The sequence below is a fragment of the Gammaproteobacteria bacterium genome, assembly GCA_022340215.1.
GTDB lineage: Bacteria > Pseudomonadota > Gammaproteobacteria > JAJDOJ01 > JAJDOJ01 > JAJDOJ01.
In genome coordinates this window covers 15,352-30,969 of sequence record JAJDOJ010000001.1, presented here as the reverse complement: position 1 = coordinate 30,969, position 15,618 = coordinate 15,352, and the positions used below count along the sequence as shown (strand labels likewise).

General features: G+C 60.1%; 14 protein-coding genes. 11 read left to right on the top strand and 3 right to left on the bottom strand.

Annotated elements, in window-relative coordinates; translation table 11 throughout:
* The first annotated feature begins 105 nt into the window (after window positions 1-105).
* The 7 genes from LJE91_00115 to glcF all read left to right on the top strand — a co-directional run bounded on the left by LJE91_00115 (window position 106) and on the right by glcF (window position 7,443).
* Window positions 106-1,536, top strand: a complete 1,431-nt coding sequence (locus LJE91_00115) for an integron integrase (GenBank protein MCG6867168.1) — start codon at window positions 106-108, stop codon at window positions 1,534-1,536.
* Window positions 1,537-1,741: 205 nt separating this feature from the next.
* Window positions 1,742-2,260, top strand: coding sequence for a hypothetical protein (locus LJE91_00110; GenBank protein ID MCG6867167.1), 519 nt, complete (start codon window positions 1,742-1,744; stop codon window positions 2,258-2,260).
* Window positions 2,261-2,325: 65 nt separating this feature from the next.
* Complete coding sequence (locus LJE91_00105) at window positions 2,326-2,814, top strand: hypothetical protein (GenBank protein MCG6867166.1); 489 nt, start codon at window positions 2,326-2,328, stop codon at window positions 2,812-2,814.
* Between the two features lie 74 nt (window positions 2,815-2,888).
* The gene (locus LJE91_00100) at window positions 2,889-3,137 is read left to right on the top strand and encodes a hypothetical protein (GenBank protein MCG6867165.1); all 249 of its coding nucleotides are present in this window, start codon (window positions 2,889-2,891) and stop codon (window positions 3,135-3,137) included.
* Between the two features lie 507 nt (window positions 3,138-3,644).
* Window positions 3,645-5,126, top strand: a complete 1,482-nt coding sequence (locus LJE91_00095; GenBank protein MCG6867164.1) for an FAD-binding protein — start codon at window positions 3,645-3,647, stop codon at window positions 5,124-5,126.
* 10 nt (window positions 5,127-5,136) lie between these two features.
* Complete coding sequence (gene glcE / locus LJE91_00090; protein ID MCG6867163.1) at window positions 5,137-6,201, top strand: glycolate oxidase subunit GlcE; 1,065 nt, start codon at window positions 5,137-5,139, stop codon at window positions 6,199-6,201.
* A gap of 21 nt (window positions 6,202-6,222) precedes the next feature.
* The gene (gene glcF, locus LJE91_00085; protein MCG6867162.1) at window positions 6,223-7,443 is read left to right on the top strand and encodes a glycolate oxidase subunit GlcF; all 1,221 of its coding nucleotides are present in this window, start codon (window positions 6,223-6,225) and stop codon (window positions 7,441-7,443) included.
* 56 nt (window positions 7,444-7,499) lie between these two features.
* Here glcF and LJE91_00080 read toward each other — a convergent pair whose 3' ends face one another.
* The 3 genes from LJE91_00080 to LJE91_00070 all read right to left on the bottom strand — a co-directional run bounded on the left by LJE91_00080 (window position 7,500) and on the right by LJE91_00070 (window position 9,858).
* A complete protein-coding gene (locus LJE91_00080; GenBank protein ID MCG6867161.1) occupies window positions 7,500-8,732 on the bottom strand; it encodes a nucleotidyltransferase family protein in 1,233 nt (410 codons plus the stop codon).
* Between the two features lie 57 nt (window positions 8,733-8,789).
* Entirely contained in the window at window positions 8,790-9,035 is a 246-nt protein-coding gene (locus LJE91_00075; protein ID MCG6867160.1) for a hypothetical protein, read from the bottom strand.
* A gap of 100 nt (window positions 9,036-9,135) precedes the next feature.
* Window positions 9,136-9,858 carry a glycosyltransferase family 2 protein gene (locus LJE91_00070; GenBank protein MCG6867159.1) on the bottom strand — a complete coding sequence of 241 codons (723 nt, stop codon included), beginning with the start codon at window positions 9,856-9,858 and terminating at the stop codon, window positions 9,136-9,138.
* Window positions 9,859-10,838: 980 nt separating this feature from the next.
* Here LJE91_00070 and LJE91_00065 point away from each other — a divergent pair.
* The 4 genes from LJE91_00065 (at window position 10,839) to LJE91_00050 (ending at window position 15,567) form a co-directional block, all read left to right on the top strand.
* Window positions 10,839-11,009, top strand: a complete 171-nt coding sequence (locus LJE91_00065; GenBank protein ID MCG6867158.1) for a hypothetical protein — start codon at window positions 10,839-10,841, stop codon at window positions 11,007-11,009.
* Window positions 11,006-11,221: a hypothetical protein gene (locus LJE91_00060; GenBank protein ID MCG6867157.1), complete on the top strand. Its 216-nt coding sequence runs from the start codon at window positions 11,006-11,008 to the stop codon at window positions 11,219-11,221. Before LJE91_00065 ends, LJE91_00060 begins: the two co-directional genes overlap by 4 nt.
* Window positions 11,218-11,826, top strand: coding sequence for a glutathione S-transferase family protein (locus LJE91_00055; protein ID MCG6867156.1), 609 nt, complete (start codon window positions 11,218-11,220; stop codon window positions 11,824-11,826). Before LJE91_00060 ends, LJE91_00055 begins: the two co-directional genes overlap by 4 nt.
* Before the next feature lie 231 nt (window positions 11,827-12,057).
* The gene (locus LJE91_00050) at window positions 12,058-15,567 is read left to right on the top strand and encodes a hypothetical protein (GenBank protein ID MCG6867155.1); all 3,510 of its coding nucleotides are present in this window, start codon (window positions 12,058-12,060) and stop codon (window positions 15,565-15,567) included.
* Window positions 15,568-15,618: the final 51 nt, after the last annotated feature.

Genomic DNA, 15,618 nt, shown 5'->3' with positions numbered 1-15,618 from the left:
GATGAGGCGAGTTTCCCGCCGTTCAGCGCCAAGCTGCGGGAAAAGGGCCAAGCCGAATGGAAACGCCGGCAGGCATTCCAGGCGATCCGACTGTACCGTCGGACTGTGTCGGAGACAGGACGTCACGATCAGAAGCTGAACCGTCGGTCCGTTTCCTCGCCTCAGGATATCGGTTCCAAGGAGCCGGCCCGGTTGGACCGCAGCGGTGGCGGTGTGAAATACCAGGGGAAAAAAAAGCAGGGTGGCTCGTACTCGACACAAACGCTGAACAACGATACATCGGTCGACGGTTTCGGCAGGGAAATGCCGTCAACCTCAGGACGTCATGGAGCGGCGCCATCCGCAGCAATAACCACCCATCGTCAAGGCCCAAGTGGCGGCCTTGACGAGTGGGAATCTCGGGCGATGGACCCTCAACCTGATCGGCAACCTTCCGGCCCGACAGAATCACGTACCCACCGTGCTCTGGCTCGTTCGGTTTCCCGGTATCCTGCCAGGACCGACGTCTCCGCATCGGAGGATTCGCGCGTTAACGACACGGGCCGTACCGGCCAGAGCTGGATCGCGGTTTACGAGCAACTGGAGACGGCCATCAAGGTCAGACACTACTCGCCGAAAACGCTGAAGTCCTACAGGTCATGGGCGAGAAAGTTTCAGGGCTTTACGCGGAGCAAAGCGCCGGGCGAGCTGTCCGCCGAGGACGTCAAGGCGTTTCTCAGCTTTCTCGCCGTCGAGAAGCAGGTATCCGCATCGACCCAGAATCAGGCATTCAATGCGCTGTTGTTCCTGTTCCGGCATGTACTGCAGAAGGAGTTCGGCAAGGTCGAAGGCGTGGTCCGCGCCAAGAAGCGGCCGTACATTCCGGTGGTATTGTCACGAAAGGAGGTCGATGGTCTGATCGCCTGCATCGAGCCCCCTTACGATCTCGTCGCCAAGCTCCTGTACGGCTGCGGCTTACGCCTGTTCGAGTGCCTGCAGTTGCGTGTGCAGGACATCAATATGGAACTGATGGTGCTGACGGTGCATGACGGCAAGGGCAAGAAGGATCGCACGGTCCCGCTGCCCCGGACGCTGCTCGCGGACATCGAACGGCAGCTGGAACTCGCGGCACAGGTCCACCGCGAGGACCTGGCAAGCGGTTATGCCGGCACATTTCTGCCGAAGGCATTGGGCACCAAGTACAGGAACGCGGCCAGGGAATTGGTGTGGCAATGGTTGTTTTCCGCGAAGACCCTGACCGTTGTGCCCGATACAAAGGAGCGCCGACGTTTCCACTTGCACGAATCTCATGTACAGAAGGCGATCAAACGGGCCGTGCAGCAGTCCGGGATCAGAAAGCGGGCCAGTGCGCACACCCTGCGGCACAGTTATGCCAGCCATCTGCTGCAGGCTAACTTCGACATCCGCACCATTCAGAAGCTGCTGGGACACAGCGACGTCAGGACGACGATGATCTACACGCACACGCTTCCGAGCACCACGGTCAAAGAGGCCAGGAGCCCGCTGGATTTCGACCATCAATCGCCTGGTGGATAGGGTGACAATACCGGCCAGCGCCGATCCGGAGTCCAGACCCAATCCATAATACTTTACATAATATAGATTATGCGAACCTTTCGGCGGCCACCCGGGCGGTTCTTCGTCCGCCCGGCATTGATGCTACTCCTTGGTTTCGCCCGAGTTTGGAGGAACGTCAGTTGCATCGAGGGTCATTTACTCACCCCGGGTACGGGGATATTCTATGCGAAACGACGATAACGAAGACCAGCAGCCGAATCGCGACCGAGTCGCGGACTACCCCAGGAGAACGTACTTCATGTTGACCTACGACGAACTCAATCAGCAAAACCACAAGATCACCGAACTGTCGAATGTGCTGGTCTATCTGTTTCAGGATCGCAGCATGTGCGACTCCGAGACCACCTGTGATCTGTTCTTCAATTTCATGGGTAAGGTCGATCAGCATCTGGCCGATGTCGACCACCTGTACCACGGGCTGCTGTCCGACGAACGCAAGGACGTCAACAACACAGCCAACATGTTCATGTCCGGCGAACAGGAACTGAAGAAGATCATCTCGCAATACATGAAACGCTGGTGCAACAAGGGCAAGCACGAACTCCGGATCAGGGACCATCAGGAATTCGTGCAAGACACCCAGGAGGTTTTTGACATGGTGCTGGCCCGCATCCAGGACGAGACGGAAAGGCTGTACCCTCTGGTTCGCGAGATCCGCGGTGACGAACGCGTTGCCGCCTGAGGCGGCAACGGATTTTGACTCGCGCTACACCGATGCGATCATGATTCGCCGATACCGCAAAAACCATGCGAATCCTCAGGCACGCCGGTTACGCCGTACTCTACGGGCTGCTCGGCAGCTTCCTCGTCCTGGTCGGCGGTTACGCGTATCTGTTGGAATCGCGCCCTGACCTCGAGGTCTGGCATCGGGCCGAGCTGGACGAGGAGTTCACGACGGAGCGCGCTGCCGACATCCCCAAGGACTGGAACCGCACCTTCGAGTTCATCCCCGAGCGGCCCGTCGGCGGGATCCTCCTGCTGCACGGTCTGTCCGATTCCCCTTACGGCCTGAGGTCCTGGAGGGAAATGCTCTTCGACCTGGGATTCCATGTGGTCGGGCTGCGCCTGCCCGGTCACGGCACTTCGCCGTCGGGTCTGCTCGATGTGACCTGGCAGGACTGGGTCGAAGCGGTGCGACTCGCGGCACGGCATATCGAAGACCGTATCGGACCGGACCTGCCGTCGGTCTGGTGCTGTTCTCGCCCGCCATCGGGGTGGCGGGTGTGGCGGCCCTAATGCAGGAGACCAGATCTTCCGCTTGACCCGGAACATCACAAACCGCCTGGGTAGACTGGCGAACGGAGGTCAGATTGCGGATTTTCCGACTGCCCTTCCCTCCCGACGATCCTGTCTACGGCTCGGAGCCGCAGGGGAAGATCGATGAGCCCTGGATCCCGCTGGGCCGCATGGACGTTCGGGGCGAGCGAGGCCTGTTGCTGTTTCCGGACAGCTATTTCATGCGCCTGCGTTACAATCCCTTCCACGCTTACACGCTGGACAGGGTTCGGGGCTTTGTCGGTAGCGGTGCGTCGCCAGCCAACCCGGGAGTTGTGGAATGAGTCCGGACCACAAACAGACCGGCCGGACCTATCCAAGTTGATGTTCCTCGCGACGTTCGTCACCGTTTCGCTCGGTATCGCATTCCATTTAGGCGATTGCCGGAAAATGGCATACTAGGAGCCTGTCGGCTTTAGGAACAATCTACTGCGCTGATGGGAGACCGACCAAAAAATCCCCGATTCCTCGTTGCGTAGGCCCACTATGCGCCTCGAAATCGTGAACTTTTTGTCTCGCTCTCCCGCCATGCTCGCTACGATCGCCTAAATCCGACAGGCTCCTAGATCGCGCCGGATCTTCGTTCGTCATCAAGGCGCGACAACAGGCGCATAGTCGAACTATGTCACTGTTGTCGCAACACAGAGGACGGACGAAGAGATATGCAGGATGGTATGTCATTTGACAGAAATCGCCTTAGTTCGTCTCGAGGCGTATACGGCCGACAAAATGACCGGCTCGACTGCGGTAGAATCCTCCCCATCCGGCAAAACCATTGCATTCGAGCACCCATGGCGGAAACCCGACAACAGAACTCGCAGGAACGCGGTCGCCTGATCGAAGGACTGCAGAGGATTCTTCCAGCGACGTCGATCCTGCACGACTCCGAAGACCTGCGGCCTTACGAGTGCGACGGTCTGTCGGCCTATCGCAGGATCCCCATGGCGGTCGCCCTGCCGGACTCGGTGGAACAGGTGCAGGAGATCATGCGGCTCTGCAGTGCCCTGGCGGTGCCGGTCGTTGCGCGCGGCGCCGGCACCGGGCTCTCCGGGGGCGCCCTCCCCTACGAACACGGCCTACTCCTCAGCCTGGCAAAGTTCACCGAAATCATCGATATCGACCCCGCCCGGCGCACCGCACGGGTTCAGCCCGGCGTGCGCAATCTCGCCATCACCCAGGCCGCCGATCCCTACGGGTTTTACTATGCACCCGATCCTTCCTCGCAGATCGCCTGCACCATCGGTGGCAACGTGGCGGAGAACGCCGGCGGGGTGCACTGCCTGAAATATGGTCTGACGGTGCACAACATCCAGCGTCTCAAGGTCGTTACGGTCGATGGAGACTGCCTGACGATCGGAGGCGACGGGCCCGACGCGCCGGGCTACGATCTTCTCGCCCTGATGACTGGATCGGAGGGCATGCTCGGCGTCATCGTCGAGGTCACCGTTAAGCTGCTGCCGAAGCCCGAACGCGCCCAGGTCGTCCTGGCCGCCTTCGATAACGTGGTCAAGGCCGGTGCCGCGGTCGGGGACATCATCGCGGCAGGCATCATCCCGGCGGGACTCGAAATGATGGATACACTCGCGATCCGCGCCGCCGAGGACTTCGTGCATGCCGGGTATCCCACCGACGCCGCCGCCATCCTGCTCTGCGAACTCGACGGCGCCAACGCGGAGGTGTCCGAACAGATCGTGCGCGTACGCGAGATCCTGAGGCAGGCCGGCGCCATCGAGCTTCGCACGGCACGCGACGAGACCGAAAGGCTGGGCTTCTGGAAGGGAAGAAAGGCCGCCTTTCCCGCCGTGGGTCGAATCTCACCCGACTACTACTGCATGGACGGGACGATCCCGCGCAGGCGTCTGCCGGAGGTGCTCGAGGCAATATCCGATCTATCCGGCTCGTACGATCTGCCGGTGGCCAACGTCTTCCACGCGGGGGATGGCAATCTGCATCCGCTGATACTCTACGACGCCAACCGGCCGGGCGAACTGGAGCGAACCGAGGAATTCGGCGGCAAGATCCTGGAACTGTGTGTTTCGGTGGGGGGCACGATCACAGGAGAGCACGGTGTCGGCATGGAGAAGATCAACCAGATGTGCGTGCAGTTCGCCTCCGCCGAACTCGATCAGTTCCACGCCGTAAAAGGGGCGTTCGATCCAGCCGGCCTGCTCAATCCCGGCAAGGCGGTGCCTACCCTGCACCGCTGCGCGGAATTCGGTGCCATGCACGTCCATCACGGCGAGCTGCCGTTCCCCGATCTGGAACGCTTCTGACACCCGCGAAATGGAACCACGCGATAACACCGAGCAGCTTGCGGTACGGGTCCGGTCCGCCCTTGATCGCCGAAAGCCCCTATGTATCCGCGGCGGTGACACCAAGGTGTTTTACGGGCGCACACCGAGCGGCGATCCCGTGGACACGCGTGAGCACAGCGGGATCGTCAACTACGAACCGACGGAACTCGTCGTCACCGCGCTCAGCGGCACTCCTCTGGACGCGATCGAGGAAACGCTGGCCTCGCAGAACCAGATCCTGCCTTTCGAGCCCCCGCATTTCGGTGAGGGAGCCACGATCGGGGGGACGATAGCCTGCAATCTTTCCGGACCACGAAGGGCGCGGAGCGGTGCAGCGCGGGACTTCATCCTGGGATGCCGGACGATCAACGGAAAGGGAGACGTACTTCGATTCGGTGGTCAGGTCATGAAGAATGTCGCGGGATACGATGTCTCGCGATTGATGTGCGGGGCACTCGGCACCCTTGGCCTGCTGCTCGAGGTGTCTCTGAAGGTCCTGCCACGACCCGAAACCGAGGAGACCCTGCGACTCGCGGCCACGGCCGTGCAGGCACTGGAACATATGCAGCTCTGGGGACGTCGCGCGCTACCGATATCGGCCACCTGCCAGATGAACGGCAGCCTGTACGTCAGGTTGTCCGGGACCGGCAATGCCGTCACAGCGGCACGCGAACAGATCGGCGGCGAACCCCTGGAGCAGGCCGGCAACTTCTGGGAGGCATTGCGGGAACACCGCGTCGCGGCACTCTCGAGCGACAGCCCCTTGTGGCGACTCTCCGTCGCCCCGGACTCCCCTCCCTTGACGCTCCCCGGCGAATGGGTCTACGAATGGGACGGAGCCCTGCGGTGGCTTTCCTCCGACCTCCCCCTCAAACAGGTGAGGGAATCGGCGGCCGCCGCCGGCGGGCACGCGACGCTGTTCCGCAACGCGCCAGACCACGATGAGGTATTTCATCCCTTGAGCGACGGTCTGATGCAGGTGCACCGAAGACTGAAACAGGCCTTCGACCCGGCCGGGATTTTCAATCCCGGGCGCATGTACGCAGACCTCTGACGGGCCAGAGGCGACGGACCCATGCAGACGCAGATCTCATCCCCGTTCCGCGATACACCGCAAGGCCGCGAGGCGGATTCCATCCTGCGTTCCTGCGTACATTGCGGATTCTGTACCGCCACCTGCCCCACCTACCAGTTGCTCGGTGACGAACTCGACGGCCCGCGGGGACGCATCTATCTGATCAAGCAGATGTTCGAAGGGCAACCGGTCACCCGCAAGACCCGACAGCATCTGGATCGTTGTCTCACCTGCCGGTCCTGCGAGACCACCTGCCCCTCGGGGGTCCGCTACGGTCGTCTCCTGGACCTGGGACGCGAACGCATCGAGACAGCGGCGCCCCGCAATCCGCTGTCCCGGGCGCAGCGGTTCATGCTGCGAAAACTGTTCCCCTACCCTGCCCGGGTCGCGCCGTTGCTCCGCCTGGCCCGGATGCTGGCGCCCGTCCTACCCGCCGGATTGAGAAGACAGGTTCCCGAACCACAACCGGATCTGGAACGGATCGTGCATCCACATCCACGGCGCATGCTGGTACTGGAGGGATGCGTGCAGAGCGTGGCGACGCCACGAACCAACGCTGCCGCCGCGCGCATCCTGGATCGCCTCGGGATACAGCTCGATTCGACGCCGCAAGCCGGCTGTTGCGGTGCCGTGAGTCACCACCTGTCCGCGACCGAAGAGGCCCTCGGATTTTTTCGCCGAAACATCGATGCCTGGTGGCCCCACGTGGAGCAGGGCGCCGAGGCGATTGTCATCACTGCGTCCGGCTGCGGGACCGTCGTCAAGGAGTATGGCAGCCTGTTGAAACACGATCCGGTCTATCGTGACAAGGCGAATCGCATCAGCGAGCTTGCGATGGATATCGCCGAGGTATTGAACAAGGAAGGTTTGCCGACACAAAGAACGGTCTCCGACGGGCAGCGTGTCGCGTTTCACAGCCCCTGTACGCTGCAGCACGGCCAGCAATTGAACGGAGTCGTGGAAGATATTCTGCAACGTGCGGGTTTCACCCTGACCGCAGTGCCGGACGCACATCTGTGCTGCGGCTCCGCGGGCACCTACTCCATCCTGCAGCCGGAACTGTCTGCCAGGCTGCGGGCAAACAAGCTTCGGGCGCTGGAGGGTGACACGCCCGAGGCGATTGCGACCGCGAATGTCGGCTGCCAGATGCACCTGGCCAGCGAAAGCACGGTTCCCGTCAGACACTGGATCGAATTGGTCGACGAGGCGACGACGGGATAGGAAGCAGGCAACTCAACAGTCGGTATCGCCTTAGGCGATACCGACTGTCATTTTTTTCAGGTGCGGGCGTCTGCCTTCTGTCGCCAGACGGGATGGGAAAATATCTGAAACGCGCGCCGGGGCATATTCAACAGCCGGTAGAGGTACAGCGCCGGCAGCATCCAGGGGCTTGTGACGGTGTATTTCCACCGCATGTAAACCGAAGAGGGAAACACGACGTATTTCATCAGCTTGATGCGGGTCGGCCAGGATTCGAGCAGTTTACTGACCACTCGCCTCGTCGACGCCTTGGAGAAAGCGGTTACCGAGAAGAACGCCGCCTCTTCCGCGGTATAGTCGCTCGCCGAAACCTGTTTTCTCAATCTGTCCACCACGTCTCGCGGAACCGGCACACCCAGGTCATCCGCCAGGTAACCGAGGCAGGCGAGCAGCGGCATGGTCAGATGTCCCCGGGCAGCTTTCTCGAGCAGGAGTTCGTAATCCAGAACGCCACTGTTCTGCACCAGAAACGCCGCGTCACAGATCCAGCGAAAGTTTCGGCTGCCGCCTGCATACGAGGCATGGCCGCAGGTGTGCAGCAATTGGTCGACCGGGGAGGGCACCATTGCCTGGATATCGGCTATCTGAACCGGCACGCTGCGCAACCAGATCCCTCCCCGGTCCAGCCTGAAATACGGATTGCGGAATAGCCGCGTGTGGAGACCAATGGCAAGACCGCTTTCGTGAATAAAAACCCGGTGGTGTCGGTCTTCCTCGCAAGTTGATGCGGAGAGACCTTTGTCTTCCAGGGCACCGCATGCCGCCGGTAGTCCCGGCCTCGTTACAAGCAGGTCGATCGCATGATTGTATCGTGCAGTCGGGTCGGGGTAAGCGGTGTTGGCGACGGCGCAGGCCTTCATGGTGAGTGCCTTTACCCCGTGCGCGCGCATCGTATTCAGTATGTCTCGGTAGACCTCATAATAGATCTTGTTGCGCAACTGCTCCCGTAAATGGGCGACCCGAAGGTGGGCCCTCAAGTCCGGCCCCGTTTCGAACGCCCTGTTTCTAACCGAAAAGTCGACCAGAGGAAGCAGTCCTTTCAGGCGGGATCTATCCAGATGGATGGCTTCGACAGGATCGCCTACGTCCTCACACCATTCCCGCCAGTATCGACCGGCATCTTCCCCCTGGGAGAGGCACGCCCGAAGCAGGGATGACTGCACACGGTCCGGCATGCGTTCCGCGAAGGCGGAGAGCAGTATGGATTTCTCCCTGGCAATCCCTGCCGATCCCATTTGACGTCCCATCATCGTTCCAATATTGATATCCGTAGTTCCATCTCTGTGCGCTCGAACGGCCTCTCCTGATCAAACCCTTTGTCCCTGTCTGGCCAGGGAAGATTGTGCGAGCTGCAACAGCTCGGCCTGATCTACCTTGGGCCTGTTGTGACTCCGGTTGTCGTTGTGAATCCGCCTCAGTATAAACACCTCCGGCAGGACCTCCTTTTCGATCGACAGTGCCGCTGCGCGCATGAACCAGTCCTCCTCGCTGCGATGTGCGAGATAGGTATCGAACGGACCGACGGCGTCGAATACCGATCTACGAATCAACATGGTCGTCAGCGAACCCGGGCGAGGCCGGGCAAATGGGTGTCCGTTGAACATCTTCGGCTGAAAAGATTCTCCGTCGTTCTATTCCCGCCGGTTCAATGGACTACGAGGATGGGACTGGCCGGGTCGATTGCATCGATCCCCGGCTCTTCAAACGTTCGACGACGAGCCTCAACTGTTCTTCCCGACCTTCGGTCGTGTACCGGAGCAAGCCGAGATTGTTGCCGTGCAGCCTTCGCCAGACCATGACTTCATCAACGATATCCACCACCAGGCCCATCATGTCCGCGCGTGAATACCAGTCCGTATCCTCTCCGATCCTCAACGAGGCATCGAAGCTGCCGACCTTCTTGAACGTCCCGTTGGTGGTCAGAAGGGTCTGACAGACATAGCCCGGACTTGCCTTCATGGACGAATGCTCGCGATATCGCTCCGCCTCGTGCTGCAACTCCGGTATCCAGAAGTTCTGCTGATGGGTGATGCAGATATCGATACGCCGTCCCGAATCAAACCGGTCCATCTGCCGCTGAAGTTTCTCCGGGTGCCAGAGGTCATCGGAATCGAGAAAAGCAATGAACTCCCCGGTTGCAACCTCCAGTCCGCGGTTCCTGGCGGATGCCACACCCGCATGATCCTGTTTTACATATCGGACAGGGTTCGAACAGCGGCGTACAACCCTTTCGGTTCTGTCAGTGGAACCGTCATCGACCACCACGACCTCTATCGTTCGATAGCTCTGCGAGAAAATGCTGTCGAGCGCATTCGCCAGGTATCTTTCGCCGTTGAACACCGGGACGATACAACTGATCAATGGTCTGGATTTCATGCTTGTGCCCGATCAGGCTCCCTCTAGTCTGAGACATTGCGCGTTGGTTTCAGCATCACCGCATTCAGCATGTCTTCCTTTCCGTCGGAGTACATGCGGTAACTCGGATTATTGTGATGCATCCTGCGGTAAGCGAGCACCTCTGGAATCAGGTGAGATTCCGCACCGCTTTTCCTGACCCTCGAAAACCAGTCTGAGTCCTCAGACGTTCGCAATACCTGTACCATCAGGAATCACCCCTAGTAAAACTCCCAGTAACCGGTCACGACGACGATCCGCCTCATGCTTCGGTATACGCTCTGCGTACTGAATTTCCGCGCAATGTGTGCCCCTCGAATCAATCGTAAAAAGGATTCACAGCCCGTGAAACAACCACACGATGCCGTAGCTGTGAGGCTGGATTAGCGGGTCGGGGATCTTTGACTTCATGGTGGAATGTATCTCACTCCCTTGAGATATGAGTCGCGGGATGACGGGCAGATCGGTTTATGCGGCGGTTTGCCTTGCGATCGACCCCGGATCAGCGCTTTCCTTGTCGCGTTCGATCCTACGCCTCAATGCCTCCAAAGCGCGTGAATTATGATGCCATACTTTCGGCGAATTGCCACATTTTTTCTTTATCCTGTCATATAAGGCACGATTTTCGATGTGAGTCACATGGTCCACGTCCGGTCTACTCACTATCGCTCCTTGTGGATTCGTTGCCTTATTCAAGCTAACGAAGCCTAATCCAGACACACCTCGTTCGAGAGACTCGCAGGGATGCGTCGTTTTGTCTTATCCTGCGCTGCTCGGAACCACGTCCATCAGCCACTGGAGTCGTGTATGAGGCCCGCGGATTCCTATCTCCCCTTCGGTCTGGCGATCGCGACCTTGACGAGGACTGTGCTCGGCCTACAGCCGGGGATGGCTTCAAGCCTCCGATCTCCCGGGCCAACACCGGATACGCCCGCCTGGCGGCCGACCCTGGCTATCGGCGGTTGTCGGGAATCAGTCCCGTCCTTGCGACCTGGGACGATCACGACTACGGTGAAAACGACGCCGGCGCCGAGTACCCGATGAAGCAGCAGTCCGAACGGATCTTCCTGGATTTCTTCGGTGTGCCGCCGGGCGCGCCCTCCCACATGCGTCCGGGAATCTATGCGGAATGAACACGGCCCGACGGGGAAAGACCGAGCCCAACCGTTACCGGACAACGGCGCAGAGCTTTCGCGAGGACCATTTCGGTATCGTCGCGATAGACTGGTACCATCCTGACCCGGTTGTCGCGTTGCGGATCATGGGCCTCTCCGGGCCGGTTGCGATGGAACAGACGCTACGGCTCGGCGAACTGTCTCAGCAAAATCAACTCATCACGCAATGATTCATTTTTACAATAGACCCACGAGCCCGTACGGACAGAAGGTACGGATCATGCTGGAGGAATGCGGCCTCCCGTACACAGAGATCGACGCCGGCGATCCGGCCGAGGTCCCAGCCGAAGACTATCTCGCCATCAGTCCGACCGGAGCGGTTCCGGCTATCCACGATACGGATACCGGTATCTCCCTGTTCGAATCCGCGGCGATTCTGCTCTACCTGGCGGAAAAGTCCTCGCGCTTTCTCCCCACCGACCTCGCGTCCCGAACGGTGGTAGTTCAATGGCTGATCTTCGATGCTGCGACAATCGGAACCTCGCTGTTGGGGATCTACCACCTGAGCTATCTTGGCGACGCGGTGCAGCCCGCAATCGAAAACTACCGCAACGACCTGCAGTCTGCCATGGAACTGCTCGACACGACACTCGAGGCAGACGACTGGATCGCGGGCGATTGTTCCATCGCGGACTTCAGCCTGTTCCCCGTCATGGTGAGGGCCGAGGACTTCGCGGAGTTGCCCCTCTCGCGCTATCCGAGCATCGAATCCTGGTTGAAACGGATGGAGCAGCGACCCGGTGTGCGCCGCAGCCTCCTGAAGACGAGCGAATAACCTCACCTCGATTCGCACCAGGGGGCTTCTGTGCGTGGGTGATCATGCCACTTTCTGGAACCGGAAATTTGTTGACTATTTGTCGATAAATTTCGATATCTTTAGAATGCCTGGATGGATTCGGCACCGGCTCGACCGAGCTGATAACCGACCGGGGATGGTCGTAGGCAAAAATGTGTATATGGAAAAGCCCAACGGACATCAGGTCAAACAGGCGAGGTCGGTGAAGATATGAAACATACCCGTCGAAAAGGAGATGTCTCCACTCGGGAGCGCCTGCGTCGTCTGCGGCATATCAACCTGAAACTTTCGATGCTGGATCAGCCGGTCTCGGGTGTCGGCGATGACCCCGAGATACAGGCGATCATCGAAGATCTGATTCTCACTCAACGCCAGCAGCGGGATCTGTTGAGGGACCATCGATGTCCCGCCGATCGTCGCATCGAGGCATTCATACGGGGTTACCTGCAATGTCACGGGGAACGGTGCCCGACGGTGGTGCCCGACGAGACTTTCGTCCTGGACAGGGCGGGTCTGGCCTGCGAGCTTTCGCTTCCCCCCGATGGGCACCATCATCTGTCGGATTTTGTCGAATCGTTCCGAACTCCGCAGGGCGTACTGCACAATCCGCGCAATGATCGTCGGACCACGAAGGGCGTCTTTCACGTCATCGAAGGCGGCCTGCCCGTTCCCGGCGACAAGAAGGAGGTTCCGGTCGTCGCCTTCGCCCGTATGCTCGTGCACGCCCTGAATCCCCCGGCGAACCTGCTGCGCCTGCCGTACACCGCCCGAAACCGGGAACAGGCGGAACTCTGGGTCTCCCTCTACCTGCGCCCGAAGGTCATACCTAAGGTGGCGGAGGTGTCGCCGGAAAAGACGATGGAAACGCGTTTCTTCGCCCCCGGTGCGCTGGTATCGAACCTTGATTTCGTCGAACGGATCTTTGGCAATGCCGGTGACCCGTTTCGCCTGGAGCAAGACGCGGGACTGGACGTCGCTCACTGGTGCGGCACGACGGGCTGCGTCATCCTGGCCCCGCACCTGACCCAACTCACCAAGCGGGAACTCGGATTGCCACCCCGCGCCGAGGCGACCGAGCGCCAGCGTCACGATGGGATGTGCTGGTCGGATGCCGAAGAACGCTACAATGACGGTCAGCCATTCAAACTGGTCTGCCGGGACGAGACCGGTGTCATCTATACGCTGATCGCGGACAACTACTTCGGCTACTCGAAGAAGGAAATCAAGTCGCAGATCAGTTTCTCGGCGAACCTGGTGGGCGGTTGCGAGGAGGAACATGCCGGCGGCGCGATCGCGTTTCCGACCTATAACCTCGGTGAATACTACATCCCCGATCCGCATCTTCCCGCCGAGGGATACACCTTCTCCGAATGCGTCGGACACCTTGGAGAATCGATCGACGTCAAACGCGGGGGTTACGCGATCGACCGCCGCTTTCCCGAGATCATCTACGTGCCGGAACAGGCCCGTTTCGACATAAACCAACGGGCCATCACCTGGCCCCGCGACGGAGGGGAAGAGCAACTCAAGCTGCTCTCGGATCACACCTATGTACTGCCATCCGGTTACAAGATCAGGATGGAAAAACACCCGCATGCACCGACCTGGAGGCTCGTCGGCACCGACGCGGAAGGGACGTTCTGCCACAAGCCTTGCACCGTGTCCGGTGGGGGCAAGTCGGAAATCTCCAAGTCCATCAGTGGCGCGGTGTTCTCCGGCCCGCTCTACATCGGCGACTACGCAAAAAATCTCGACCAGATGGAAAGGATATTCCAGCGCAACTACGCCGACCGGTTTCTGGACCCGACGGTCGTCGATACGCGTTCCCTGCTTAGTAGCCAACGCACCCTGGGATCGGTGATTCGACTGCTGACGCCTTCGGAGAGCGTGTACAATGAGGCGTACAATGCCTGGCTGCGTTCCATTCCGCAGCACATCCTGGCGCTGGTGTTCATGGTGAAGCGCTTTTATCGGCCTGAATGGGGACCGGCCTGGCGCCGCCACTTCAGCGTCGACAGGATCAATGGGCACCCCGGGCACGAATTCAAGTACGAGGGACGCAGGCTGGCGGCGAGTTACCTGCGCATAGGCCTGCAGTGCGACGGATTGTGGCGCACATTCAAGCTCAGGCAGGACTACGTCCCCTCCGACAAGATCCAGATCGAAGACGACATCAGCGTCTCGACGGTGTTGCCGTCCTCGGCCCTGGAGAACCTCAATCCCCGGTATACCAATCCTTCCGTCAAACTGGCGGACAACTGTGAACGGAAACTGTTCCAGCGTCCCGACGATGTCGTGGACAGGGGTGTGGATCTGCAGGCGGAATCGGACCTCTCGGGTCGAAACACGTTCATCTCCAATTTCGAGCCACTCTCACGGGACCAAGCAGACGCGATTCTCGAAGATGCGATGAATCTGTCCGAGTATTCAGCGCCCATGCGTAAGTTCCTGAAGTCATTGGCCAAACGCGATGACTTCGAGTATTTCGTGGCCTCCGACCACCCGAGAATGGTCGACGGGAAACCCAGCAAGAACATGCGATACCTGCAGGAGCGACCGGACCACGCCAATCCGCTTCATCGTCATCTGGCCGAGATCGGCACACGGCTCCACCGGCGGATACCGCCCGGCAAGCCCGTCTACCTGCCGGTGAATGCGGTTCTGCCCGGCCGGCGAAACAACCCGCCGGATCCTGCCGCGGGAATCCGTCCCTTATCCGTGTACAACCCGATCCACTATCAGGAACTGCCCGAGCTGTTCATGGACTTCGTGGCCAGCCTGTCCGGCAAGTCGCCGTCCACCACCGGTGCGGGTTCCGAGGGCGCACTCACCAAGGGGCCGTTCAATGCCCTCTCGACAACGACCGATCTGAACAACGCACTGGTGTCGATGATCCTGTGCGGTTACGGCGGTTTCACCACACCCGCCGGCCACATCGGTGAATGCCGGGTGGACCATGACATCAGCCTGTTGATGCCGGAGGTCTGGTGCAGGATCCCGGTGGAGGAGCGCGACCCTGCCTTTCTCATCCGCAAGGGCTATCTGGAGAAGCTCGAGGACTTCGAGTTCGAGGGACGTACGATACTTGCCAGCCGCCTGGGTTACCGCATTACCGAGCACTTCGCCCACACCTATCTCGGGAAGGTTTTCGACAGTCCCAACGCGGTCTTCGATACGGAACTGCTGAAGCCGGAATCCCATAATCCGGAGGCCTTCGCTGACGGGATCGATCACATCGTCGAGGCCCAGTGCGACGTCGCCCGGCAGTTCCTCAATGACGGATCCGTCGGCGACGCCTGTCCGCCGTTACAGGCCCTTCTCGCGATCATGGCCGAGGGACATCACCAGGGCATCAGCGCGACGGATCCCGCCTTCCGGGAGATGTTTACCCTGAATTACCTCATCAGCAGCGAGTGGTACCAGGAACGCCTCGATATCATGCAGCAGCGTGAGATCGCCCTCTGGTCCCGGCATGTCACCTACCTGCACCGCAAAATCACCGAGAACCCCGAGTTCGGCCGAGGTATGTCGGATCTGACGGAGCGGCTGCGTTTCGCCGAGCAGGAGCTGGCGCGGGTCCGCAGCCCGATGTACCGGGCGAAGCTGCAGGGGACGCTGGGCGCCGACTGGCTGCACAGAAACCTGAAGCAGGCGGTGTTTGGACACCATGTCCCCGACGTACACAGCGCTCCGATCGAATCATCCGTCACGACTGTCTGATCCGGCACGTGACCGGAAATTCGACATCGTCCCCACAACGACGCGCGACGG

Bases quoted from the DNA above. Each gene is read 5' to 3' on its own strand.
- LJE91_00105 (MCG6867166.1), top strand. From the start codon at position 2,326: ATGCGAATCCTCAGGCACGCCGGTTACGCCGTACTCTACGGGCTGCTC.
- LJE91_00095 (MCG6867164.1), top strand. From the start codon at position 3,645: ATGGCGGAAACCCGACAACAGAACTCGCAGGAACGCGGTCGCCTGATC.
- glcE (MCG6867163.1), top strand. From the start codon at position 5,137: ATGGAACCACGCGATAACACCGAGCAGCTTGCGGTACGGGTCCGGTCC.
- LJE91_00110 (MCG6867167.1), top strand. From the start codon at position 1,742: ATGCGAAACGACGATAACGAAGACCAGCAGCCGAATCGCGACCGAGTC.
- LJE91_00055 (MCG6867156.1), top strand. From the start codon at position 11,218: ATGATTCATTTTTACAATAGACCCACGAGCCCGTACGGACAGAAGGTA.
- glcF (MCG6867162.1), top strand. From the start codon at position 6,223: ATGCAGACGCAGATCTCATCCCCGTTCCGCGATACACCGCAAGGCCGC.
- LJE91_00070 (MCG6867159.1), bottom strand. From the start codon at position 9,858: ATGAAATCCAGACCATTGATCAGTTGTATCGTCCCGGTGTTCAACGGC.
- LJE91_00060 (MCG6867157.1), top strand. From the start codon at position 11,006: ATGAACACGGCCCGACGGGGAAAGACCGAGCCCAACCGTTACCGGACA.
- LJE91_00080 (MCG6867161.1), bottom strand. From the start codon at position 8,732: ATGATGGGACGTCAAATGGGATCGGCAGGGATTGCCAGGGAGAAATCC.
- LJE91_00075 (MCG6867160.1), bottom strand. From the start codon at position 9,035: ATGTTGATTCGTAGATCGGTATTCGACGCCGTCGGTCCGTTCGATACC.
- LJE91_00050 (MCG6867155.1), top strand. From the start codon at position 12,058: ATGAAACATACCCGTCGAAAAGGAGATGTCTCCACTCGGGAGCGCCTG.